Source organism: Sinomonas sp., from assembly GCF_036848755.1.
Taxonomy (GTDB): Bacteria; Actinomycetota; Actinomycetes; order Actinomycetales; family Micrococcaceae; genus Sinomonas.
The window spans coordinates 1-24,543 of record NZ_DAIUJO010000057.1 but is presented as its reverse complement, the minus strand read 5'-3'; the positions used below and the strand labels follow the sequence as shown (position 1 = coordinate 24,543).

19 protein-coding genes are annotated in these 24,543 nt (G+C 68.1%); 3 read left to right on the top strand and 16 right to left on the bottom strand.

Annotation, left to right across the window (positions count from 1 at the left end; genetic code table 11):
- The 7 genes from secA to mtrA form a co-directional block, all read right to left on the bottom strand.
- A partial coding sequence (secA, locus tag V7053_RS10845) for a preprotein translocase subunit SecA (RefSeq protein ID WP_334172295.1) occupies window positions 1-2,374 on the bottom strand: 2,374 nt, incomplete at its 3' end.
- 60 nt (window positions 2,375-2,434) lie between these two features.
- On the bottom strand, window positions 2,435-3,697 hold the full coding sequence (locus V7053_RS10840) for a winged helix-turn-helix domain-containing protein (protein WP_334172294.1): 1,263 nt from the start codon (window positions 3,695-3,697) through the stop codon (window positions 2,435-2,437).
- A 21-nt stretch (window positions 3,698-3,718) separates the two neighbouring features.
- The gene (hpf, locus tag V7053_RS10835; protein ID WP_334172293.1) at window positions 3,719-4,450 is read right to left on the bottom strand and encodes a ribosome hibernation-promoting factor, HPF/YfiA family; all 732 of its coding nucleotides are present in this window, start codon (window positions 4,448-4,450) and stop codon (window positions 3,719-3,721) included.
- 125 nt (window positions 4,451-4,575) lie between these two features.
- On the bottom strand, window positions 4,576-5,313 hold the full coding sequence (locus tag V7053_RS10830; RefSeq protein WP_334172292.1) for a ComF family protein: 738 nt from the start codon (window positions 5,311-5,313) through the stop codon (window positions 4,576-4,578).
- Between the two features lie 314 nt (window positions 5,314-5,627).
- On the bottom strand, window positions 5,628-7,391 hold the full coding sequence (locus V7053_RS10825) for an LpqB family beta-propeller domain-containing protein (RefSeq protein WP_334172291.1): 1,764 nt from the start codon (window positions 7,389-7,391) through the stop codon (window positions 5,628-5,630).
- The gene (gene mtrB, locus V7053_RS10820) at window positions 7,388-9,244 is read right to left on the bottom strand and encodes an MtrAB system histidine kinase MtrB (RefSeq protein ID WP_334172290.1); all 1,857 of its coding nucleotides are present in this window, start codon (window positions 9,242-9,244) and stop codon (window positions 7,388-7,390) included. The genes V7053_RS10825 and mtrB overlap by 4 nt, the downstream gene beginning before the upstream one ends.
- 12 nt (window positions 9,245-9,256) lie before the next feature.
- Window positions 9,257-9,931 (bottom strand): MtrAB system response regulator MtrA, encoded by a 675-nt coding sequence (mtrA, locus tag V7053_RS10815; RefSeq protein ID WP_334172289.1) that lies wholly within the window; start codon window positions 9,929-9,931, stop codon window positions 9,257-9,259.
- A gap of 140 nt (window positions 9,932-10,071) precedes the next feature.
- Here mtrA and V7053_RS10810 point away from each other — a divergent pair, with 140 nt between their 5' ends.
- Entirely contained in the window at window positions 10,072-10,971 is a 900-nt protein-coding gene (locus tag V7053_RS10810; protein ID WP_334172288.1) for a cytochrome c oxidase assembly protein, read from the top strand.
- 36 nt (window positions 10,972-11,007) lie between these two features.
- On the opposite strand, the gene V7053_RS10805 is transcribed toward V7053_RS10810, so the two are convergent.
- The 8 genes from V7053_RS10805 to mnmA all read right to left on the bottom strand — a co-directional run bounded on the left by V7053_RS10805 (window position 11,008) and on the right by mnmA (window position 20,832).
- Window positions 11,008-12,060 carry a hypothetical protein gene (locus V7053_RS10805; protein ID WP_334172287.1) on the bottom strand — a complete coding sequence of 351 codons (1,053 nt, stop codon included), beginning with the start codon at window positions 12,058-12,060 and terminating at the stop codon, window positions 11,008-11,010.
- Window positions 12,061-12,063: 3 nt separating this feature from the next.
- Window positions 12,064-12,522, bottom strand: coding sequence for a chorismate mutase (locus tag V7053_RS10800; protein WP_334172286.1), 459 nt, complete (start codon window positions 12,520-12,522; stop codon window positions 12,064-12,066).
- 88 nt (window positions 12,523-12,610) lie between these two features.
- Window positions 12,611-14,314, bottom strand: coding sequence for an ABC transporter ATP-binding protein (locus V7053_RS10795; RefSeq protein ID WP_334172285.1), 1,704 nt, complete (start codon window positions 14,312-14,314; stop codon window positions 12,611-12,613).
- A complete protein-coding gene (locus tag V7053_RS10790; protein ID WP_334172284.1) occupies window positions 14,311-15,393 on the bottom strand; it encodes an ABC transporter permease in 1,083 nt (360 codons plus the stop codon). Before V7053_RS10790 ends, V7053_RS10795 begins: the two co-directional genes overlap by 4 nt.
- Window positions 15,393-16,481 carry an ABC transporter permease gene (locus tag V7053_RS10785; RefSeq protein WP_334172283.1) on the bottom strand — a complete coding sequence of 363 codons (1,089 nt, stop codon included), beginning with the start codon at window positions 16,479-16,481 and terminating at the stop codon, window positions 15,393-15,395. Before V7053_RS10785 ends, V7053_RS10790 begins: the two co-directional genes overlap by 1 nt.
- Before the next feature lie 90 nt (window positions 16,482-16,571).
- Window positions 16,572-18,206, bottom strand: coding sequence for an ABC transporter substrate-binding protein (locus V7053_RS10780; protein ID WP_334172282.1), 1,635 nt, complete (start codon window positions 18,204-18,206; stop codon window positions 16,572-16,574).
- 231 nt (window positions 18,207-18,437) lie between these two features.
- Window positions 18,438-19,523 carry a metallophosphoesterase family protein gene (locus V7053_RS10775; protein ID WP_334172281.1) on the bottom strand — a complete coding sequence of 362 codons (1,086 nt, stop codon included), beginning with the start codon at window positions 19,521-19,523 and terminating at the stop codon, window positions 18,438-18,440.
- Between the two features lie 133 nt (window positions 19,524-19,656).
- Window positions 19,657-20,832 carry a tRNA 2-thiouridine(34) synthase MnmA gene (gene mnmA / locus V7053_RS10770; RefSeq protein WP_334172280.1) on the bottom strand — a complete coding sequence of 392 codons (1,176 nt, stop codon included), beginning with the start codon at window positions 20,830-20,832 and terminating at the stop codon, window positions 19,657-19,659.
- A 71-nt stretch (window positions 20,833-20,903) separates the two neighbouring features.
- Between mnmA and V7053_RS10765 the strand changes: the two genes are divergently transcribed.
- Complete coding sequence (locus V7053_RS10765; protein ID WP_334172279.1) at window positions 20,904-22,172, top strand: NAD(P)/FAD-dependent oxidoreductase; 1,269 nt, start codon at window positions 20,904-20,906, stop codon at window positions 22,170-22,172.
- A gap of 18 nt (window positions 22,173-22,190) precedes the next feature.
- Here V7053_RS10765 and V7053_RS10760 read toward each other — a convergent pair whose 3' ends face one another.
- Window positions 22,191-23,399: a cysteine desulfurase family protein gene (locus tag V7053_RS10760; RefSeq protein ID WP_334172278.1), complete on the bottom strand. Its 1,209-nt coding sequence runs from the start codon at window positions 23,397-23,399 to the stop codon at window positions 22,191-22,193.
- A 65-nt stretch (window positions 23,400-23,464) separates the two neighbouring features.
- On the opposite strand from V7053_RS10760, the gene V7053_RS10755 reads away from it, so the two are divergent.
- Window positions 23,465-24,436 (top strand): J domain-containing protein, encoded by a 972-nt coding sequence (locus V7053_RS10755; protein WP_334172277.1) that lies wholly within the window; start codon window positions 23,465-23,467, stop codon window positions 24,434-24,436.
- Window positions 24,437-24,543 lie beyond the last annotated feature (107 nt).

Sequence of the window (24,543 nt, the reverse complement as noted above, 5' to 3'; positions counted from 1 at the left end):
CCATGGCGCGCAGGCCGATGCCCTCCTTGAGGTAGTCCATCTCGTAGAGGTGCTCCTGCCACTTCCGCCCGATGACGGACAGAACGACCCTTCGCTCGAGCTCGCGCATATTGTCGGAGCCGATTTCCTCTTCGCGTCGCTGGTAGACGAGCTTGGCGTCGGAGAGGATCTCCTCCTTGAGCATGTCGACGGTCACGCGTGCCTTGCCGCCCGCCTCCTCGATGATGTCCTGAGGCGTGATCGTTACCGGGTACAGGGTGCGCAGGTTGTTCCACAAGCCGTGGAAGTCCCAGTCGTCGCCGTTGCCCTCGGCCGTCGCGGATTCGATCATTGCTGCGAGCGTGTCCTCGATGAAGAACTGGACCTTCTCGTGCAGGTCGTCGCCCTCGAGGATCCGACGCCGGTCGCCGTAGATCGCTTCACGCTGGCGGTTGAGGACGTCGTCGTACTTGAGCACATTCTTGCGCTGCTCGGCGTTTCGGCCCTCGACCTGCGCCTGGGCGGACTGAATCGCGCGCGAGACGAGCTTCGACTCCAGAGGAGTCTCGTCCGGCAGGCTGCTTGCCATGAGGCGTTCCGCGCCCCCAGTGCCGAAGAGGCGCATGAGGTCGTCCGTGAGCGAGAGGTAGAACCGGGATTCGCCCGGGTCGCCCTGACGGCCCGAGCGGCCGCGCAGCTGATTGTCGATGCGCCGAGACTCGTGGCGCTCGGTACCGAGCACGTAGAGGCCGCCCAGCTCGAGAACCTCGTCGTGCTCCTCTCTGACCGCCTTCTGGGCCTCCTCGAGTGCGCCCGGCCACGCCGTCTCGTAGGCCTCCGAATCCTCCTCCGGATCGAGTCCGCGAGAGGCCAGTTCTGCAACGGCCATGAACTCGGCGTTGCCGCCGAGCATGATGTCGGTGCCACGGCCGGCCATGTTGGTGGCTACCGTCACGGCCCCCTTGCGGCCCGCCTGCGCCACGATCGCGGCCTCGCGGGCGTGGTTCTTCGCGTTGAGCACCTCGTGCCGCACGCCCGCCTTCGCCAGAGCCTGGGAGAGGTACTCGCTCTTCTCGACGCTCGTCGTCCCCACGAGAACCGGCTGGCCCTTTGCGTTCCGGCGGGAGATGTCCTTGACGACTGCATCGAACTTCACCACCTCGTTCTTGTAGACGAGGTCGGACTGGTCGACGCGGGCCATCGGCTTGTTCGTCGGAATGGGAACCACTCCGAGCTTGTAGGTGCTCATGAACTCTGCGGCCTCGGTCTCGGCCGTACCCGTCATGCCCGAAAGCTTCTCGTACAGGCGGAAGTAGTTCTGAAGGGTGATCGTCGCGAGAGTCTGGTTCTCGGCCTTGATCTCGACGCCTTCCTTGGCCTCGATCGCCTGGTGCATGCCCTCGTTGTACCTGCGTCCCGGAAGGATGCGACCGGTGTGCTCGTCGACAATGAGCACCTCGCCGTCGAGCACGACATAGTCCTTGTCGCGCTTGAAGAGCTCCTTCGCCTTGATCGCGTTGTTGAGGAAGCCGATGAGCGGAGTGTTCGCCGACTCGTAGAGGTTGTGGATGCCGAGGTAGTCCTCTACCTTCTCGATGCCGGGTTCGAGGACGCCGACGGTGCGCTTCTTCTCGTCGACCTCGTAGTCACCCTCGCCGAGCCGCAAGGCGATCTTGGCGAACTCTGAGTACCAGCGGTTGGCATCACCCTGAGCGGGTCCCGAGATGATCAGCGGGGTACGGGCCTCGTCGATCAGGATCGAGTCGACTTCGTCGACGATGGCGAAGTGGTGCCCGCGCTGGACGAGCTCGTTCTTGTCCCACGCCATGTTGTCGCGGAGGTAGTCGAACCCGAACTCGTTGTTCGTTCCGTAGGTGATCTCGGCTTCGTACTGCTTCCGGCGGGCAGCAGGGTCCATGTTCGCCAGGATGCAGCCGCTCGAGACGCCGAGGAAGCGGTACACGCGTCCCATGAGCTCGGACTGGTACTCGGCGAGGTAGTCGTTGACGGTCACGACATGGACGCCCTTGCCCGTGAGCGCGTTGAGGTAGGCCGGAGCGGTGGCTACGAGGGTCTTGCCTTCACCGGTCTTCATCTCGGCGATATTCCCGAGGTGCAGCGCGGCACCGCCCATGAGCTGAACGTCGAAGTGCCGCATGCCGAGCGTGCGGCCCGCCGCCTCCCTGACGGCGGCGAAAGCCTCGGGGATGAGGTCGTCGAGCTTCTCGCCGTCCTCATAGCGTGCCTTGAGCCGGTCGGTCTCCTCGCGGAGCTCGGCATCCGTGAATCCCTTGAACTCTTCCTCGAGAGCATTGGTCGCGTCGACGTAGACGCGAAGCTGCTTCAGGATCCGGCGGTCACCGGTCCGGAGGAGTTTTTCGAGAAGGTTTGCCACGTGGCTTTCGCTCCCTTGTCAATGGCGTGAGCCCGCAACGCCGTGTACTGCGGGCGGCTTTCAGTCTACGGGAGACACGCGTCGCCGCGTATCTGGGTTCCCGAGCGCCCTGGCCACGGGCAAGGCGAGGCTTCCCTCGTCTGCGACCCTGATGTCGTCGAGCTGGAGCCAGTCGGCGAGGAGGCGCAGCTCCTGTGCGAGCTCGACGGCGGTCTCGGCCGGAGCGTCCGGCTCGCCGTGAACCGCGTGGACAAGAAGGACGCCGCTCGTCCGGTCCGCCTTGAGATCGACTCTGGCGGCCATCGTCTCGCCGAGCAGGAACGGCAGCACGTAGTAGCCGTATCTCCGACGCTCCGCGGGGGTGTAGATCTCGATCCGGTAGTGAAAGCCGTAGAGCTTCTCGAGCCGGCGTCGCTCGAAGACAAGGGAATCGAAGGGGCTCAGCAGCGCCCTTCCCCCAGCAGACCTCGGGATGCCTGCCGCCGCGTCTTTGAAGAGCGTGTGGCCCCAGCCGCGGACCTCAACGGGCTCCGCCTCGCCTGTGCGGACAAGCTCCCCCAACGCAGCCTCGGTCGCCTTCATCGGAAGGCGGAAGTAGTCTGCGAAGCACCGGACGGTTCCGATGCCGTGGGCGCGGAGCGCCGCGCGGGTCAAGGCGAGGGCCGCTTCGTCCCGATCCAGCCTCACGCTCGGGTCGTCCTGCGAGCGGCCGGTGAGGTTCCCTGGCGGCAGGACGTTGGCAGTGAGCGCATAACGCCGCTCGAACGACGCCGTTCGGCCGGCGGAGCTCACGATGCCCTGTTCGAAGAGATGGCTGACGACGCGCTTGACAGCATTCCAGTTCCAGCCCCAGTTATCGGTGCGCCGCTCTTCGACGTGCCCTAGCCGCTGGGTGAGCTGAGCCGCCGTCAGCGGACGGCTGGATGCCAACAGGGTCAGGATCCGCTCTGTCAGCTCGTCCCTGACCTCGGGCGCGAGGCTCGAAGCACCGACCCAATCCCGCTTCTGCCAGAGTCGGAGAGCCTCGAAGTGCTCTGGCCTGATGAAGCTCGCCTCGTGCGCCCAGTACTCCACCATCCGCCGGGGGCTCCGCGAGGACATGCGGTCGAGGCTCTCCCTGTCATACGAGCCGAGTCGTGAGAAGAACGGCAGATAGTGGCTCCGGACGAGCACGTTGACCGAATCAATCTGGACCAGCTGGAGCCTCTCAAAGGTACGGCCCAAGGCCCTCGCCGTCGCGGGGGCCTTGGGCCGTGGTCCAATGAGTCCTTGTGCCGAGAGGGCGATGCGTCGGGCCTGTGAAAGGCTCAGGGCAGCGCCCACCAGCTCTCCCTCCGTGCGCCGTCAGTGGACGACGGCTCCTTCATCGTCTGAACGGTAGGCAAGGATGCGGTCCTCGACCGCGGCCTTGCCTGGCTCGCAGGCCTGATCGAGGCTGATCACGCCGTACGTCCACCCGCGACGACGGTACACGACCGAAGGCGTATTGGTCTCGGCGTCGATGAACAGGTAGAAGTCATGGCCGACGAGCTCCATGTTGTCAACCGCGTCGTCGAGCGTGAGAGTCGCGGCGGGGAACACCTTGCGGCGGATCAGGACGGGCGAGTCCCCCGCCGGAATGTCGTTCTCCACCTCGTAGGGCGAGGTGCTGTCGGGCTCATTCGGAGAGTCCTGCGCCTGAGTGGCTTCCCCGGCGTAGATCGGCGTGCTCCCGCTGACGACGGGGAGGGACGCCGTCGCCGTCTTGACGGCGATCGGCGTGTGTTTGCCGTGATGGACCTTCCGCCTGTCCTTCACCCGCCTCAACCGTTCAAGGAGCTTTCCATAGGCAAGATCGAAGGCCGCGAACTTGTCCGGGGCAGTAGCCTCCGCTCGGATCACCGGGCCACGCCCCGTGACTGTGAGTTCAACGGTGAGCTGGTCGCCTCCTGAACGGGTGCTGGTCTGCTTCGAGCACTTGGCGTCGACGCGCTGCACCTTGTCGGCCAGGTTCTCGATCTTCTCGAGCTTCTCGCTGGCGTACTCGCGGAACCGGTCCGACACAGTCAGGTTGCGCCCGCTGATCTTGAACTCCATGGTGCCCTCCAGAAGACTACTCGGTCAGCCCGATGGGGGCTCGTGGGGGCCGCTGCTTGACAGTCGAGCCCCTTTCTTGAGCCGCTATCGAGAGGTTCCCCTCAGCCTGGAACCTAGTACCGACGTTAGTTGATCGTCACCGTTTGCACACCCCTTCTTGCCCTGAAATTCACTTCTTGTCCGCTCCTAGCGTCAAAAGGCCCGTTCACGCGACCGCTTCCTGGGACGACGGCGACGACAACCGCGCCGACCACGACGGCGCCTATGTCCTCCAGAGCCCGGGCCGCCTCGCGGAGGGTGGCCCCTGTCGTCAACACGTCGTCGACGATGACGACGCGTCGGCCTGCCACCGGGCCGTCGCGGATCGCCCTCCGGGGCACCTGCGCGCGAAAGCTCCCGGCGAGGCGCGCCCTTCGGTCCCTGCGGCCCAGCCCTTTCTGGCCACCTCCCGCGCGCGAGACGAGGGAGGCCGTTGCCTTTTGCAGGGTGGCCCAGGGCCGTGCCGGGCGGCGGCGGAGCACCCGTACGTACCGCGCGTTCAGTACGAGGAGTCGGTGCCGGACGAGCCACCGAAGAAGGTCATGGACCGGGTCGAAGCCCCTGCGCAGATAGGCCGGCGTGCTCGTGGGCACCGGCACCAGCCAGATCTCCGGTCCCGAGCAGCGTTCCCCGAGGGCGGCGCGCAGCGCACGGCCCAGAGCGGCAGCCAACTCGGCCCTCAGGCCAGGGGCTCCGTGCCGCTTGTAGGCAAGCAGAGACTGTGCGAGCTCGCCGCGATACAGCCCCGCCGCCACCGCGGCCACGAGGACGCCGCCGTCGTACTCGAGGAGCGCGGGGGCGAGCTCTTCGCATCGGGCCGGCACCGCCGTCGCCCGCCGCAGACTCCGAGCGCAGGCTGGGCACAGAACGCTGTCCGGGGCGCAGCAAGCCGCACACTCCACGGGCACCACGAGCGAAAGAAAGGCCGCGGCGGCTCGTCCCGCCATCATCAGGGACCGCCGCAGGAATCCGGTCACGGGAGCCGCGTGGCGCGAGGGACTGGTCATCTCCTCACCATTCCTCAAGCGGGGCGCCCACCGAAGGAAGGATCACCGCGGTGTGGACGACACGCCGCAGGAGTCGTGGGGAGGAGCACTGGAGGACCCGGCACGCCGCCGACCTCCTGTCCGCAGACCGCTCAGCCTGGGAAGGCGAGCTGAGAAGCCCCTTTGCCTTGCTCGGTCCAGGAGGTACGGACGAGGAGATAGATGCCGTCCGGCGTCATGGCGTAGATCGCGGAATCGCCGTTGCCTGCCGAGAGGGACTGGATGCCAGTCAACGGAGAGATCTGGCGGGGCTCGTCGCCCTGAAGGCTCACGAGCTCAGGGGCCACCTGGGCGGTGGACGAGGTCTCGGAGACGACGATGGTCGTCTCGTCCACCCACAGCGCGACGCTCGGGTTCTTGGCCGTGACCGGGAGGGTGATCGGGTTCGTCAGCGATTGCGGGGTGCCGTCCGATCCGCGGACGATGCCGGAGACTTGGAGGAGGGTCTGGCCGTCGGCCTCGGAGAGGACCAGAGCGCGCACACCGTCGCGAGAGACGCGCAGCGACGTCACCGCGCGGCCGGCGAGCCACGGCGCCGACACGGTGGCGTGCGGCGGGGCCGCGTTCTGCGGGGTGCCGACTGGCTTGAAGGCGATGACCTTCCCCGCGCCGCCGCCCGGGTCCGGGGCTGCGGACCACACCCAGTCATCGGGCGCGATCGAGGGCGGCGCGAAGGACTGCCCCGAATCCAGAAGCCGCGCTGGCTGACCCGGGACGATGGAGTACAGGCTCCTCCCGTCATCGCCGAGGAACGCGTAGACGTGCTGCGAGGCGGCAGCGGCGGGATCCGAAGGGTCCAGCTGCGAGACCGAGGCGAGGCCGTCGATCTTGGAGGCCTGCTTCGAGCCGTACTGCACCAGCTGGCCGCCGGCGATGCCGACCTGCCATGAGGGAACCTTCGGATCCACGAGCGGGTCCGGCGGGCGCGGGGCCGAGGGGTCCTGGATCGCCACCTCGGTCTGGTTGGTCCTCAGCGACACTTCCCCTACCGACGGCAGCGCCGCGAACGTCCGCAGAAGCTGACTGTGCATGCGCTGCCGGTCAGTGAACGATGCGTCCCGCAGTTCAGGCGTCAGATCGACTTGGGCGACGTTGCCGACGATCGGGACGGACTCGCGTTCGAGTTGGATCCCCGCAGGGAAGGCGCTCGCCACCGCTGGCTTGAGATACGGTGCGGGGCCCGCGATGAGGGCGCTCACGAGCGACTTCGCGATGCCGGAATTGTCGATGAACCACCGGGCGTCTGGGACGAGGACGGTGAACGTGGGGTCGAAGAAGTAGATCGAGAACGCCCGGTAGAGGACCTTGAACGTCTCCTCGGGGATCACCGTCCCGTCGGGGATCTTGGAGAGCCGCCACTGCCCATCGACCTGCGTGAGCTCCACGTCGATCGACTGCTTCGTCCCGGGCGGGTACTGCGTCATGATCCCGTCCTGATCGACGGAATAGGCGACATCGAGCTCGTAGCGGTAGGCGTTCGGCCGCCCGGCCGGAACTACCGTCGCGCTGCCCCGGTACACGAGCGTCCGCTGGCTCGGCTTCCACGACACCGCATTCGCAGGCGCAAGGAATTGCCGCGCGACCGTGAAGTCGTTCTGGTATCCAGATCCGGCGTTGAAGAAGCCCTCGATGATCGACTGGGGCGACGCCCCCGTCTGTGGTCCGGGCGGGATGTACTGGGGCGCGTTCCCGATCGCCGAACCGCCGTCGTTACTCGTGCCGACAGGGCCGGCCGTAGGGATCTGGGCACAGCCCACGGCCGTGAGGAGCGCAACGACAACGAGGGCGGCCCAGCGGACCGCTCTGGCAACGCGCCCGCCGCCCCGGATCACGGGCGACGGCGACAGGTCGGTCATGGCGTTCGGCCTCCGAATTCCCGGGGTGCTTCGGCGCGCGGGGTGCCTGCTAGGGGCGCGGTCCCGATGTGGGGTGTTCCGGCGTTTCGCAGCGCAGTGGCGCCAACGACGACGTCCCGTGTCGCCCCCCGGACAAGCGGAAGAGAGCCGCCCGGCTCGAGGGCCACGGGCGATTCGACGATCGCGCCGCCGGAGTGCAGGGGCAGCGTGAGCCGGAAGCACGAGCCTTCTCCCCGCCGCCCCCAGGCCTGGAGCCAGCCGTTGTGCAGCTTGACGTCCTCGGTGGCGATGGACAGGCCCAGGCCCGATCCGCCCGTCTTGCGTGCCCGCGCCGGATCGGCACGCCAGAACCGGTCGAAGACGCGTGCGGCCTCTGAGGGGGACATCCCAATCCCGTGGTCGCGCACCGAAACGCCCACTGCGTCGGCGTTGGCTGCGACGAAGATCTCCACCGGCTTGCCCTCGCCATGCTCCAGCGCGTTGAGGAGGAGGTTGCGCAGCACACGTTCGATGCGTCGCGCGTCCATGTCCACGACGATGCTCCCGGACCGTGCGTAGAGCCGAACCTCGGACCCGCAGGAGACGGCGATGGGGGCCGCGGTCTCGATGACCGCGCGCACCACCGCGACGATGTCCTGCGGTTCGACGTCGAGGCGCGCGGCTCCCGCGTCGAACCTCGAGATCTCGAGGAGATCGTTGAGAAGCGCCTGGAAGCGCTCGACCTGGTTGTAGAGGAGCTCGGCCGACCGCTTGTTGACGGGATCGAACTGCTCGCGCGCGTCGTAGAGCACCTCAGCCGCCATGCGCACCGTCGTGAGCGGAGTCCTCAGCTCGTGGGACACGTCCGAGACGAATCGCTGCTGCATCTGCGACAGCGCGGCAAGCTGGTTGATCTGCTCCTGGAGGCTTGTCGCCATGTGGTTGAAGGACTTCGCAAGGCGCGCCACCTCGTCCTCGCCCTCGACCGCCATGCGCTCCTCGAGCTGGCCGGCCGCGAGCTTCTCGGACACCGCCGCCGCGTGGCTCACCGGGCTCACGAGGCTCCGGGTCACGATCCACACGATCGCGCCGATCAACAGGATGAGGAAGACGCCGCCAAACCACAGGACGTTCTGCATCTCGTCGAGCGTCTCCTGTGCCGACTGGATGTCGTACAGGAGGTACAGCTCATACACCGTCCCGCCGAAAGTGACCTTGTTGCCCACCGCGATCGCGGGATGGATCGTGTTGTCGACCGTGAGCGGGATGGACTCCCAGAACTGCTGCGACTGCTGCGAGCCCTCGACGGCCTCGCGCAGCGACTGCGGAATGTCGTTCTCGGTCCTGAGATAGGACGCGCGGCTGTCGACCCACTGGTTGCGCGGCTGGTCCTGGTTCGGGACGGCCAGGAAGACGTACTGGCGCGGCGTGCCCGAGTCACGGGCCTCGAGCGTGGCGAGTGTGTCATTGACGAGCTTCAGGACGCCCTGCTGGTCGGTGACCTGCGCGCCGTCGAACGTCTCCTGAACCTGGGTGACGCTCTGGCGCGTCTGGACCTCGGCTTGGGTGAGGCGTTCCTGGAACAGGCTGTTGGCGATCTGGTTGGACAGATAGATCCCCACCCCGAAGATCGAGGCGCATCCGAGGACGAGCGTGATGAGCACCGTGCGGAACTGCAGCGAGCGTCGCCAGCGGCGGGTGAAGGCCGAGCGGAGCCGCCCCGGGATACGCAGCAGGCGGCGGAGATACCGGCGGGCGCCGCGGCGCAACCGGGCGGCCGCGATCCGCCCGCGCCGGGCCGCGAGCGCACCGCGGCGCTGCGCACGGCGCGCGACGTCACGTGCCCGTGCCCAGCGGTCCTCCTGCTGTTCCATTGCTGCCTCGGACTAAGTCCCGGCCTTGTAGCCGACGCCCCGGACGGTCAGGACGATTTCGGGTGCCTCGGGGTCACGCTCGATCTTCGAGCGCAGGCGCTGTACGTGGACGTTAACGAGCCGAGTGTCGGCAGCATGCCGGTAGCCCCAGACTTGTTCGAGCAGAAGCTCGCGCGTGAACACCTGCCACGGCTTCCGGGCGAGCGCGACGAGCAGGTCGAACTCGAGCGGGGTGAGGGCGATGGGCGCGTCGCCGCGCCGCACCGTGTGGCCCGCGACATCGATCGAGACGTCCCCGATCCGGAGGGTTTCCGGGGTCTTGGCCTCCCCCGGGCGGAGCCGCGCGCGAACGCGCGCAACGAGTTCGGCCGGTTTGAACGGCTTCGGCACGTAGTCGTCGGCACCGGATTCGAGTCCACGCACGACGTCGGAGGTGTCCGACTTGGCGGTGAGCATGACGATGGGCACGTCCGACTCGGCACGGATCCGGCGGCACACCTCGATCCCGTCCAGCCCAGGGAGCATGAGATCAAGGAGCACGAGGTCCGGCTTCTGCGCACGGTAGACGTCGAGGGCCTCTGCCCCGTCCGCGCAGAAGACCGGCTCGAAGCCGTCATTGCGCAACACGATGCCGATCATCTCGGCGAGGGCCTCGTCGTCGTCTACAACCAGAATGCGTGCCTTCATGCTTTCCACTTTCCCGCACATTCGGCCGCGGGCCGTTCAGGCACGCCCGCCCGTGCGCTGTTCCATTCTAGTCTCCGCATGAATGCGGCTGTGCCCGAGCACCCGGCTCAGCCACGGGCGCGTGGCCTACAATCGTCAGAGTGCCACCCGTCTCCACCCTCCTGACAGCCGTCGCGTTCGACCCCGCTGCCGTAGCGCTAGCGCTGGCGGCCGCCGTGCTCTACGGCGTGGGACTCCGTTCGGCCCGCCGACGCGGCGAGCATTGGCCCCTCTGGCGCGTGCTCTGCTTCTACACCTTCGGCATCGCCGCGTACCTCGTGTTCACGTGTGCGTTCACCGGTGCCTTCGGCCGCGAGCTCCGCTGGGCCTTCACGCTCAAACTCGCGATGCTCTTCTTCGTGCTGCCCCCTCTGGCGGGACTCGGGCGGCCGCTCGGCCTCGCTCGGGCCGCCCTCAACGATCGCGGGCGCACGCGGCTCGACGCAGTCATGGCGAGCCGGCCCCTTCGAATCCTCGGAAACGCGTTCATCGCACCGATCCTCGGACTCGCGTTCTTCCTGACCTTCCTCACGCCTCTGCTGAACACGTACCGTGCCGATCCCCTCGTCAGCGGGGTGCTGAGCGTCGCGGTTCCTGTCCTCGGATTCCTCCTCGCACTCCCCATCACCGAGGCCGAGGGGTTCCAGCGGACCTCGAGCTTCATCATGCTCGAGTTCGTCTACGTGTTCATCGAGCTACTGGCAGACGCTGTTCCCGGCATCGCGCTCCGGCTCAACGACACGGTGCTCGACGGGGTGACCCAGTGGTCGGCCGGCGCCCCCGGGTGGTTCCCGTCCCCTATCCGAGACCAGCAACTCGCCGGCGACCTCCTCTGGTTCATCGCCGAGGTCGTCGATCTCCCGCTCATCATCCTCATGTTCGTACGCTTCAGTCGGAGCGACCGGCGCGAGGCCAGAAGCTTCGACGAGCTGAGCGACGACGAGATGGACGCGCTCACCGAGGCGCATCTGCGCCGACGGGGGCAGGCTGCCGACGAGTAGGCAGCGCTCCCGCGACCCGGACTGAAAGGGCCGGTCTCAGCCGAACGCGAGCTGGTTCACCGCGTCGGCGAGCTTCACGAGGCGGGCGAGGGCCGCCGTCGCCCGCTCCGGCGAAAGGTCGATGAGGCTGCTCGCCGGGGTAACCCGGACCGCGCCGAGGGCGCGCTCCGGCAGCCCGAGCTGACGCCAGGGGCGGAGCAGCCGCTCGGCGAGAGCGTGCGTGGCCGTCCCCTGGGGGGCGTCGAGCGGAAGGACGCCGAGCCACACGCTTGCGCCTCCCTCGACGGCACCCGCGAGTGATTCCCATTGCGGGACGCTCAGCGAATCGACGGGGAGTGCGACGCCGTCCGCGCCGGCTTCGAGGATGCGCTCGATCGGCGCCTCCCAGGCCGGTGTCTGAACGACGACCTTCTCGGCCCCGCCCGTGCGCAGGGCCTCCACAAGCCCCGACCACACGGCCCTTGCCTCGGCCGCCGGCATGGCCCGCAACGTCCGGTAGCCGCTCGCGGTCGGGAGGAGACCCGCGAGGACCTGAGCCGCGTCGGGTTCGGCAACCTGCACTGTGAGCCTCGCGCCCGGCGCCGCGGCGCCAGCGCGCGCGAGGAATCCCGCGACGCCCGCGGCAAGCGAGTCCGCGACGTCCCGACGCGCTCCGGCGTCGGCGAGCACCCGCTCTCCGTTGTGGAGATACAGACCGGCCATCAGGCTCAGCGGGCCTACGATCCGCACTTGGAGCTCGTCCGCATGCGCTTCCTCGGCGCCGACCACGTCGGCAAGGACATTGAGGTCCGTTGCGAGCGCTGATGCGGCCCGTGACGCATCGCGCCCCGGGCGTTCCACGAGTCTCCAACCGTGCGGCTGGACGTCGGCGTACAGATCCACGAGGAGGCTCGCAGTCCGTCCCACGGGGTCTGAGCCCACCCCGCGCGCCGGCAGCTCGGCGAGGAAGGGCAGGTGCGGGGTGCCCAGCTCGCCGCGAATCGCCTTCTCCGCCTCGACCGGGTCCGTGCCGGGCCACTCCCCCAGAGCAGTGGCCGTGACCTGGCCAGGGCGGGTGGACTGGGCCCGGCCCGGTGCCTCAGGGGACATCCGTCAGGCCTCGTCCGCGTGAAGGGCCCCGTTCGCGGGCCCATCCGTCGAGAGGTCCGGGTTCTGGCGGGCGTGGTGATCCTCCGAGATCGCCTGATGGTGGCGGATGACTTCGCTGATGATGAAGTTGAGGAACTTCTCGGCGAAGGCCGGGTCGAGCTGCGCCTCCTCAGCGAGACGGCGGAGGCGGGCGATCTGCGCAGCCTCGCGGTCAGGGTCGGCGGGCGGCAGATGGTGCTTCGCCTTGAGCCATCCGACCCGCTGGGTCACCTTGAACCGCTCAGCCAGAAGGAAGACGAGGGTCGCATCGAAGTTGTCGATGCTCGAACGGATGGAGAGGAGCTCCTGCATGACGGCCGGGTCCACAGAGCCCTTGAGGGAGCTCGCGGTCGGGTCGTATTCCTCTTCGGCTTCGATCTCGGCCGATCCGGGGCGGACGTCGTCACGGGGCTGCTCGGTCATGAAGGCAAGTCTAGTTTGCCGAGCAGGCATCAAAGGACGACGACGGCGGGAGCCGCCGTCGTCGTCCTTTGCTGGCGGGTCCTGACCCTCAGCCGCCCAGGAGTGCCCGGTGCGCCTCGCGGCGCTCTGCCTGCTCAACCGGGTCCGGGACCGGGAGCGACGCGATGAGCCGCTTCGTGTAGGCGTCGTGGGGATCGTTCATGACGCGGCTGCCGATCCCCTGCTCGACGAGTCGCCCCTTGTAGAGCACGCCGACCCAGTGGCTCAGCTGGTCCACGACCGCGAGATCGTGGCTGATGAACAGGGCTGCGAAGCCGAGTTCGGCCTGAATCTCGCGGAACAGCTCGAGCACCTTGGCCTGGACCGAGACGTCGAGGGCCGAGGTCGGCTCGTCCGCGACGAGGAGGCGCGGCTCGAGCGCGAGCGCCCGGGCGAGCGAGGCACGCTGACGCTGGCCGCCCGAGAGCTCATGCGGGTATCTCGACGCGTAGGACGCCGGGAGCTGCACGGACTCGAGGAGCTCGCCGACGCGCCGGCGGAGCTGAGCGCCCTGCAGGCGGAGGTGCACAACGAGCGGTTCCGCGACGCATTCGCCGATCGTGAGCTGCGGATTGAACGAGGCCGCCGGGTCCTGGAAGACGAAGCCGATGTCCTTGCGGAGCGGCCGGAACGCTCGCTCGCGGAAGCCCACCATCTCGTGGCCGAGCACCTTGAGGCTTCCGCCCGTGGCACGGTTCAGCCCAGCGATGGCCCGGCCGATCGTCGTCTTGCCCGACCCGGATTCGCCGACCAGTCCGAACACCTCGCCGGCCGACACCGTGAACGAGACCCCTTCCACGGCCCGGAACGCCGGGGAGCCAAGCCGGCCCGGGTAGACGATCTCGAGCCCCTCGGCCCGGACCAGAACCTCGCCGTCCTGGTGGAGCCGTTCGGTAGCCCCCTGGGACGCGGAGTCGCGGCCCAAGTGCGGTACGGCGGCAAGGAGCCGGCGAGTGTAGTCCTCGCGCGGCTCGGCGAAGAGCTTGCGGACCGGCGCTTCCTCGACCACCTCGCCCTGGTACATGACGACGACGCGGTCTGCGAGATCCGCGACGACCCCCATGTTGTGGGTGATGAGCACGATCGACGTGCCGTAGAGGTCCCGGAGATCACGGAGGAGCTCGAGGATCTCGGCCTGGACGGTCACGTCGAGCGCCGTCGTCGGCTCGTCCGCCACGATGAGCTCGGGGTCGAGCGCGAGGGCCGCAGCGATGACAACGCGCTGCTTCTGCCCTCCCGAGAACTGGTGCGGGTAGTAGTCCACGCGCTTGTCCGGATCGGGGATCCCCACCTTGCGCAAGGCCTCCACGGCCCGCTCGCGGGCTTCCTTCCGGGTGACCCTGTGGCCCTGCCGCGTGTGGTGGGCACGGATGCCCTCCATGATCTGCCACCCCACCGTGAACACGGGATTGAGCGCCGTCGACGGTTCTTGGAACACCATGGCGACGTCGCGCCCGCGCAGCTCGCGCAGTTTCGCGGGCGTGAGCGAGACGACGTTCTGACCCTTGATCACCACCGCTCCCGAGCTCGTGGCGGTTTCGGGCAGGAGCCCGAGGATGGTCTTGGCCGTCACGGTCTTGCCGGAACCGGACTCGCCGACGACGGCCACGACCTCTCCGGCCCGGACTTCAAGGCTCACGCCGCGGACGGCGCGGACCTCGCCTGCGTCGGTTGCAAACGACACCTCGAGGTCGTCGATGTCCAACACGGTCTCCGCGGGGACCGCAGGGCGCACAGCAAGCTGCTCGCTCATGACTGGCCTCCTTCCTGCTCTCGTGGCGCTTCCAGGCCCGTCTGGCCTCCTAGGCCGGTCTGGCCCCCCAGGGCGGCACCCGCCTCCGGTGCCTTCGACGCGCCGCTGCCCGCCGTCGTCGTGCGCTGCTTGCGTCCCCGTCCGCGCGTGCGGAGCCGGGAGTCGGCGAGGTCGTTCATGCTCTCGCCCACCAAGGTGAGCCCGAGCACGGTCAGCACGATCGCAAGACCGGGGAAGACCCCTGTCCACCAGATGCCGGCCGTGACATCGCTGATGGCCTTGTTGAGGTCGAAGCCCCACTCGGCAGCGCTCGTCGGCTCGATCCCGAAGCCGAGGAACCCGAGGCCCGCGAGGGTCAGGATCGCCTCGGAGGCGTTGAGGGTGAAGATGAGCGGGATGCTGCGCGTCGCGTTGCGGAAGATGTGCCGCGCCATGATCCGCCAGCTGGACGCCCCGAGAACCATGGCCGATTCGACGAACGGCTCGGCCTTGAGTCGGATGGCCTCCGCCCGCACGACCCGGAAGTACTGCGGGATGAACACGACGGTGATCGAGATCGCGGCCGCGAGGATGCCGCCCCACAGGCTCGACTGCCCGTGGCTGATCACGATCGACATGACAATCGCCACGAGGAGCGACGGGAAGGCATACACGGCGTCCGCGACGACGACCAGGATGCGGTCGAGCCATCCGCCGATGTAGCCCGAGACGAGCCCAAGGGCGACGCCGGCGAAGATCGAGAGGGCGACGGCGACGACGATGACGAGCACCGCGGTCTGGGAGCCCCACACGACGCGGGAGAACACGTCGAAGCCGCCGACGGTCGTACCCCAGATGTGCTTTGCGCTCGGCGGATCCTGCGTGGGGAAGTCCCCGCTCGCGTCCGAGATCTGGGAGAAGCCGTACGGGGCCACGAGCGGTGCGAGGAGAGCCATCAGGAGGAAGACCGCCGTGAGCACGAGGCCCGCGATGAGCATTCCGCGCTGGAGGCCCACACTGTTGCGGAGGTGGGAGAGAACGGGCAGTCGTGTCCAGAGCGGCTCGCGGCGCTCGAGCTGCGGCAGGGTCTGCGTGGTCATCAGTACCTCACCCTCGGGTCGATCAGCGCGGCGACGACGTCCACGATGAAGTTGGTCACGGCCACAATGACGGCGAGCAGGACGACAATGCCCTGCACCGCGACGAAGTCGCGCGCCGTGAGGTATTGGGCGAGCTGGAAGCCGAGCCCCTTCCATTCGAACGTGGTCTCGGTCAGCACCGCGCCGCCGAGCAGGAGCGCGATCTGCAGCCCCATCACGGTGATGATCGGGATGAGCGCGGGCTTGTATGCGTGCCGCGTCACGAGGCGGAACTCACTCACTCCGCGTGAGCGTCCGGCCTCGACGTAGTCGCGGCCGAGCGTGCCGATGAGGTTCGTGCGGACGAGCCGAAGGAACACGCCGGCCGTGAGCAGGCCGAGCGCGAGCGCCGGGAGGATCGAGTGGGCCTCGACATCCCAGAACGCCGCGAGGTTCCCGCTGCGGAGGGCGTCGAGCCAGTAGATGCCCGTGGGTGCCGCAAGGCTCGTGAGTGCGATCTCGGTCGAGGTCGAGGCACGGCCCGCGACGGGCAGCCAGCCGAGCCAGACCGAGAAGATGAGCTTGAGCAGCAGGCCGGCAAAGAACACGGGGGTCGCGTAGCTCAGGATGGCGAAGATCCGGAGCACGGCGTCGGGCGTCTTGTCCCTGCGGTGCGCCGCGATCATTCCGAGCGGGATGCCGATGATGAGGGCGACGACGACGGCGTTGATCGCCAGCTCGAGGGTCGCCGTGCCGAACGTCGCGAGCATTTCGGTCACGGCGCGGTTGTCCGAGATCGTCCTGCCGAAGTTGCCGGTGAAGATCTGGCCGAGGTACTCGAAGTACTGGACGAGGATCGGACGGTCATAGCCGGCCTCGTGGATGCGTATGGCGAGCTGATCCGCCGGGAGGCGGCCGCCGAGAGCGGCCGTGATCGGGTCTCCCGTGATCCTCATGAGGAAGAAGACCATGGTCACGAGGATCAGGATTGTGGGGAAGATCAGCAGGAAACGGATGATGAGGTAGGTCGTAAGTCCGCCGCCCTTGCGCTTGGCGGCCGGGGCGGGTACGCCGACGGCCTCTGGGGGCGTCTCTGTGAGTGCAGTCATTGGGGGTGTTCCTTCGCGGGGTGTTCCTCCGCACAGCAGCGGCGGGACGCTGTCGCATCCCGCCGCTGCATTGGGTGGGCTGTAGGCCGGTTACTTGCTGAGCACGCCGAGGCGGAACTTGAACGACGGGTCCAGCGTCGTGTCGACGCCCTTGACGCTCGTTCCGGCCACGGCGATCTGCGCTCCCTGGAGGAGCGGCAGCGTCGCGAGGTCCTTCGCTACGTCGTCTTGGATCTGGCCGATCTGCTGCTCGCGCGACGACTTGTCCGGGTTCGTGGCCTCCTTGGAGATGAGGTCCTGGACGGTCGTGTTCGAGTAGTGGTTCTTCAGGAAGTTGTTCTCGGTGAAGAACGGCGTCAGGTAGTTGTCCGGATCCGAGAAGTCCGGGAACCAGCCGAGCTGGTACATCGGGTAGACGTCCTTGGTGCGGTCCTTCGAGTAGGTGACCCACTCGGTGGACTGGAGGTTGACCTTGAACAGGCCCGAGGCCTCAAGCTGCTGCTTGACCAGGGCGTACTCGTCGCCCGAGGACGTCCCGTAGTGGTCCGGGTTGTACTGGAGGTTGATGGACAGCGGCGTCTGGACGCCGGCCGCCTGCAGGGCCTGCTTCGCCTTGTCCGTGCTCGGCTTGCCGTTGCCGTCGCCATACATGGCCTTGAGCGGCTGCGTGGCACCGGGGAAGCCGTCCGGGACGTACGAGTAGAGCGGCGTGTACGTGCCCTTGTAGACCTGCTGCGCGATCGCGTCGCGGTCGACGAGATCGGCCATTGCCTGCCTGACCGCCAGGGCCTTGGCGGGATCGGCGTTCGGGGTCTTCGCGCCGTACGGCATCGTGTCGAAGTTGAACACGATGTAGCGGATCTCGCCGCCCGGTCCCTTGTAGACCTTGACCTTGGAATCCTTCGCGAGGCTGTCCACGTCGGTCGCGGTCAGCGACCGCCACGCCACATCGATGTTGCCCTGCTGGACGTCCAGCTTGAGGTTGTTCGAGTCTGCGTAGTACTTGAGGTTGACGGTGTCCGTCGCGGGCTTGCCGAGGATGCCCTGGTAGTCCGGGTTCGCCTTGAAGGAGACGAGCTGGTTCTTCTGGTAGGTCGTGATCGTGTACGGACCGGCGAACGCCTTCTTCGAGATGATGTCGTCGTCGTTCATCACCTTGTCAGCAGGGAACACGTTGTGATCGACGATCGGACCGGCCGGGCTCGAGAGCACCTGGGGGAACGTCTGGTCGTTGCCCTGCTTCAGGTGGAAGACGACTGTGGTCGGATCCGGGGCGTCGACGCTCGCGAGGTTGTCCAGAAGCGAGGCGGGACCGTTGGGGTCGTTGATCTTGAGCTGGCGGTCGAAGGAGAACTTCACGTCGGTCGAATCGAGCGCATCGCCGTTGGCCCACTTGAGGCCGCTCTTGAGCTTGACCGTGTAGACCGTGGGGGACGTGAACGAGGCCGACGTCGCGATGTCGGGCTGGGGATCGGCGCTGCCGGGCTTCGAGTTCATGACGAACGGATAGATCTGGTTCATGACCATGAACGAGCCGTTGTCGTAGGAGCCCGCGGGATCGAGGAACGTGACCTTGTCGGTCGTTCCGACGGTGATCGGGCCGCCGCCCGACGAGCCGCTCTGGGCCGAACTGCCTCCGGACGGGCCGGTGCAGCCCGTCAGAGCCAGCGCAGAGATGCCAAGGAGCACGATGGCGCTCCGTACGGCTGAGGTGGTCTTGCGCATGGGGTTTGGTGACCTTCTCTTCGAGGTTCTGGGCTCGCGCCGCGTGTGATGCAGCGCACAGCCCGAGTGCACACAGCATTCAATCACGTTTTCGCAGACGTGAAAGCCTCGTTTGAGGAGATTGAAACGATAGATTCACATCTTCCCGCGCCACAGCCCGAAAAGATGCCAGGACACGACGACGGCGGGGCGCCCGCCGTCGTCGTCCTGGGTGCGCGACCCGTGCAGGCATCAGCCGGTGTAGGGCACCTTCTGCCAGCTCAGGACCGGCTGGCCCGCTCCCGCCACCCCGTTGGGGCTGACCGTCACCCGGAGGTAGTTGTTCGCGTTCCCGGCCCCGTCGACCGTGATGCGCTGCAGGTTGTCCGCGTGGCCCGACACGCCATACTTCGCGAGCCACGCTGAGCCAGCGGAGAGCGGACGGTCCACGTTGTAGACATGGCTGTCACCGTTGAAGAGGTAGACCGTGCCGTCGAAGGCCGAGGCCTCATCGATCAGGGTCTGCACGATGGGGGTGAACGCGCTGATGTCGCTCCACGGCACGTTGTAGGTCGGATCGAACATGTCCGCCTGCTGGAGGACCACCACGCTGCGGTCGTGGCGCTGGCGGGCTGCGTCGAAGGTCTGCCTGATCTCCGCGATCACGGCATCCGTCCGGTGGTGCACTTCGGCTACCTGCTCAGGGGTCGGGGACGTGTCGCCGAGGCCCGTCCACGGAAGCATCGAATTGTTGCTGCCCGGCACGTTGACTGCGGCGAAATCCACCCGGTTGCGGGTGAAGGAAACGTCCTCGGGGAGGCCGAGCGAGGCCTGGGTCTTCACGGGCATAGTCGCGCCGAGCGTCTTGCCAGGCTGGGCGAAGAAGATCTCGCGGAGCTTCGCGAGCCGCTCGAGCGGATTGTACGCACCGTTGTTGGCCCGGTGGCAGTCGGTCCACTCGTTGTCACCGGGGGCGTAGACGAGCGGGTGCGTGAACTGATCGAAGTCCGCCTTGATCTGGTTGAAGTACTGGTCCGAGCAGACGGACGAACCGTTCTTGATGTCGCCGACGTGCACCACGAAATCGAGCGACGGATCGGCGTTGAGCGCCGCGATGTTCTGCGGGAACTGCGCGAGGGCAGCGGAGCCATAGGGCGTGTCCCCGATGACGGCGAAGCTGAACGCCCCGGACTCGCCGGCCGTGGACTGCGGGGCAGCCTCGGCCGACGCGGGCGTCGACCCGAGGCCGACGGCGGCGCAGCCGAGGGCGAGAAGGGCGGCGGCGGAGCCGGAAGCCAGGCGGGAGGAGAAGCGGCACGACCGACGTTTCAGGTTCACTTGGACTCCTAGGGTGCGGGATGGGGCAACCGCAGGCTAGGCCAGTCAAGCTGTCCTCGAAGCGAAGAGAAGATAGACGGCCGGAGAAATTCGAAGGGCCGCGACGGGTCGGATTCGAGGGTTCCGGGAGGGGTCAAAGAGCCGGGCGCGACAGCGAGCGCGCGGCGTCGATGGTCGCCTGACCCAGTACCCGCGTCCCCTGATACAGCACGATCGTCTGCCCGGGCGCGACCCCCCGGAGGGGCTCGTCGAGCGTAACGACAAGTTCGCCGTCGTCCGCGCCCTCGTCGCTCTCCGCGCCCTCGTCGCTCTCCGCGCCCTGCGCCCCTCCGGCTAGGACCACGCGCGCCCTCGCCGAGAGCGCATCGCCGTGCGCGCGGACCTGCGCCGCGCACACGAATTCCTCCCCCGAAGCGGCCTCGGCGAGCGGAACGCCGGCCCAGGAAATGCGGATCCCACGGATCTCGTCCACCGCCAGGAGCTGCTCGGGGCCTACGACGACCGTGTTGTCCTTGGGCCGCACTTCGAGGACGAATCTGGGCTTGCCGTCGGGAGCGGGACGCCCGAGGCGGAGGCCGCGGCGCTGGCCGACGGTGAAGGCGTTCGCGCCGTCGTGCTCGCCGACCTTCTGTCCGGCCTCGTCGAGGATGTCCCCCGGAGCCATCTCGATCTTGTCGGCAAGCCATCCGCGGGTGTCGCCGTCGGAGATGAAGCAGATGTCGTGGCTGTCAGGCTTCTTCGCGACGGAGAGCCCGCGCCGCTCGGCCTCCGCCCGGACCTCGGCCTTCGAGGGCGTATCCGCAAGCGGGAAGAGGCAATGCTCAAGCTGCTCGCGAGTCAGGACGCCGAGGACGTAGGACTGGTCCTTGGCCCAGTCAGCAGCCCGATGGAGCTCAGGATTTCCGGCGGCATCGCGGACCACCTTGGCGTAATGGCCGGTGCAGACGGCATCGAAGCCGAGAGCCAGCGCCTTCTCGAGGAGGGCAGCGAACTTGATCCGCTCGTTGCAGCGCATGCAGGGGTTGGGGGTTCGCCCCGCAGCGTATTCCGCGACGAAGTCATCGACGACGTCCGCTTTGAACCGCTCGGAGAAGTCCCACACGTAGAACGGGATCCCGAGCTTGTCGCACGCCCGCCAGGCATCGTTCGAGTCCTCGATCGTGCAGCAGCCGCGGCTGCCGGTGCGGAGGGTGCCGGGCATCCGGGAGAGGGCGAGATGGACGCCGACGACGTCGTGGCCGGCCTCGACGGCGCGGGCAGCGGCGACGGCCGAATCCACTCCCCCACTCATGGCTGCCAGAACTCGCACCGGTCTATTCTAGCGACGGGGGCCAGTCGGCTCGAGTCGGGCCCTGCGACGGCTCCGCGAGGAGGATGCTCATGGACGAGCACGGCATGGTGATCGCCGGCGGCGGCCTCGCGGCCGCGAGCGCCGCCAAGGCCCTCCGTTCCGAGGGCTGGGACGGCCCCATCACGATCGTCGGGACGGAACACCGCGAACCGTATCTGCGCCCGCCTCTCTCGAAGGAATTCCTGCTCGGCAAGGCCACTGAGGAGGACACCGCCGTCAACCCTGCGGGCTGGTACGCCGAGAACGGCGTCGAGCTCCGCCTCGGCCAGACTGTGAGCCAGGTTCTACCTGCCGCCCGGGTCGCCGCGCTCGCGAACGGGGAGCTCCTCCACTACCGCGCCCTCCTGCTTGCGACCGGAGCGCAGCCGCGCACGCTCGGCGTGCCCGGCGCCCAGCTCGAAGGCGTCGTGACGTTGCGTCGCTTCGAGGACTCACTCGCGCTGCGGTCCCAGCTCGCGGAGGGCGGGAAGCGCGTCGTGATTGTGGGCTCAGGCTGGATTGGCATGGAGGTTGCGGCGGCCGCCCGGACTTACGGCAACGAGGTCACCGTGGTCGGGCGGGCCAGGACGCCCCTGGGGCAGCTCGAGCCCGAGCTTGGAGACTACTTCCGCAGGCTGCACGAGGCAGAGGGGGTCGATTTCCGAGTGCGGGCGCATCCGGTCGAGCTCAAGGCCTCCAGCGACGCGCTGGCGGCCGACAACGCCGGCTGTGTCCGCTGCCTCGTCACCGACGCCGGGGAGCGTCTGGGCGCGGACCTCGTACTCGTCGCCGTCGGCGTCGTCCCCGACACGGCCCTGGCGCAGGGTGCGGGTCTGCTCATCGGAAACGGTATCGTCGTGGACGCGTCGCTCCGCAGCTCCGCGGAAGGAGTATTCGCGGCAGGCGACGTCGCCAACTCGCTCCAGCCCTTCACGGGAGACCATGTGCGCAGCGAGCACTGGTCCAACGCCCTCAACGGCGGCAAGGTGGCCGCGAAGTCGATGCTCGGGCTCCCTGCGGCTCTCGACATCGCGCCCTACTTCTACACAGACCAGTTCGGCGTCAGCCTCGAATACTCCGGGTACACGCAACGAGCCCGTGGCGCGAAGCTTGTACTCCGCGGCTCGATCGAGACCGTCGAATCGGGGCTCGAGGGCTTCGTCGCGTTCTGGCTCCGCGACGGGCAGGTCGTCGCGGCGATGAACGTCAACGCACCGCGTTCACAGAAGGCCCTCAAAGCGCTCATCGCCTCGCGAACCGTCGTCGACGAGGCGCGTCTCGCGGACCCGGACGTGCCGCTCGCGGAACTCGTGGGCTGAGCTGCGGGCGTTCCCTGCCTAGCGCGTCGACGCCGTCCTGATCCCGCTCTCGTGCCCGGCCATCCCTGCTTGGCGGGCCTGCTCGAATGCGCGGCCGACGACGGCGAGGAGCGCCTCGACGTCCGCCTCGGTCGACGACCAGCCGAGGCTGAATCGCTGGGCGCCCCGAGCTTCGGCCTCGCTCAGGCCCATCGCGAGCAGGACGTGCGAGGGCCGCGGGACGCCCGCCGTGCACGCCGAGCCGGTCGAAGCCTCGACGCCCATCATGTCGAGCAGGAAGAGAAGGGAATCGCCTTCGCACCCGGGGAAGGTGAAGTGGGCGATTCCCGGGAGCCGGAGCGCGGCGTCGGACGGGCCGCTCAGGCGAGCATCGGGGACCGCTGCGCGGACGCCTTCGACGAGCCGGTCCCGAAGTGCGGTGAGGCGCGGCATCTCCAGCCCCAGCCGGCCGACGGCGTCGGCCGCCGCGGCAGCGAACGCCGAGGCGCCGGCCGCATCGAGGGTCCCGGAACGGAGGCCGCGCTGCTGGCCGCCCCCATGCTGAACCGGGGTGACCGTTGCATCCCGCCGGACGACGAGGGCGCCCACGCCTACCGGCGCTCCGATCTTGTGTCCGCTCACGGCCATCGTCGCGAGCCCTGAGGAAGCGAAGTCGACCCCCACGTGGCCGAACGCCTGGACCGCGTCCGAGTGCACCGGGATGCCGTGTTCGGCGGCGAGCGCGGCGATCTCGGCCACGGGTTGGAGCGCCCCTACCTCGTTGTTGGCCCACATGACGGCCACGAGAGCAACGCTCTCGGCATCGCGCTCGAGCTCGGCGCGGACGGCGTCGAGATCCGTGATCCCCCCGGGGTCGCTCGGGAGCCAGACCGCTTCCGCGCCCTCGTGCCGTTCGAGCCATTCGACGGTGTCCATGACGGCGTGATGCTCGACGCTCGAGCAGAGGATGCGGGTACGACGCGGATCCGCGTCCCGACGTGACCAGAAGAGCCCCTTGACCGCAAGGTTGTCGGCCTCCGTGCCTCCCGAAGTGAAGACCACCTCGGAAGGATGGGCGCCGAGCGATGCTGCGAGCGACTCGCGTGCGTCCTCGAGCGCGCGGCGCGCCCTCTGGCCTGCAGCGTGGAGGGAAGACGGGTTGCCACCCCGCGCGGCCTGCTCGGTGAACGCAGCGAGCGCGTGGGGCGTCACGGGAGTCGTGGCGGCGTGGTCAAGATACACGGACACCCTTCCACTGTAGGCCGCAGTCCGGCTTGCGAACGGCCAGAACCCGCGCCGCCTAGGATTGAGCCATGACGTCCGGCCTGCCCTCCCACTATGAGGTGCTTGGCGTCCCCGTCACGGCCTCACTGCAGGAGATCAAGGCCGCCTATCGCCGGGCCGCCCGTGTCCATCACCCCGATCACGGCGGGGATCCAGCGGACTTCCGGCGCGTGACCCTCGCGTACGAGGTGCTCTCCGACCCCCAGCGCCGAGAGTCGTACAACCGCAGCTACTTCGCTGCGTCACCCCAGCAGGAGCCCGTCCCCGGCGCCTGGAGCGCTGGTCCCGGTGGGACGGACGACGGCGGCGCGCGCCCGCCGTCGTACGCCAGCCCAGGCTTCACCGCCCACCGCCGCGCCGCCGGAAGCCGACCCCAGCGAAACCTCGCCGGCGAACCGGCCGTGTACGAGCCGCCGTTCTCGGAGGGCGTCGTCCCGCTCCTCCCGCGCGACCTGGCCCGGCGCCCCGAACACGGCGAGCCGCGACGCCGGGGAATCTTCGGTGCGGCAGCTCGGATCGAGCGAGAGCAGCGCACTGCGGCCCTCATCCGCCGCAACATCCTCGCCGAGATCCCCTCCGCGCGCCTTGTCAACGGCCTCCGCTCACCCGACGGCAACTCCTACGTAGCGCACGCCGTCCTCGCGGGGTACCGGCTCGCACTGGTCGACTCGATGCTGGTTCCGGTCGGCAACTACGCGTGGGACGGCATCCACCTCCTGCACGGCGGTCGTGCGGCCGCTCCCCCGCTGCTTGCTGGCCAGGTGCGGTATTTCCAGGAAGTCTTCCCAGAGCTCAACGTGCACGGCTTCGTGCTCGTCCAGACTCCGGACCCCAGCATGCACCAGCCGGTCATCGATGTGCACCGGAGCGTGACGGGAGGGGTCGAGCCGCTCAACGCCTCCAAGTTCGTCCGCGAGCTCAAGTTCTTCCTCGCGTCCGGGCCGCAGCCGAACGTCGTCTACGTGCCGGCCCTCGCCCGGCTCCTGACGGGCCTCCACTAGATCGGCTCACGGGGCTGCATTAGGTAGGGGCCGCAAGGATCGGAACCGCAGGCGCCTAGGATGGAGGGCGTGTTCCGCATCCTCTTCTACACCCCCGAGATCCCGGG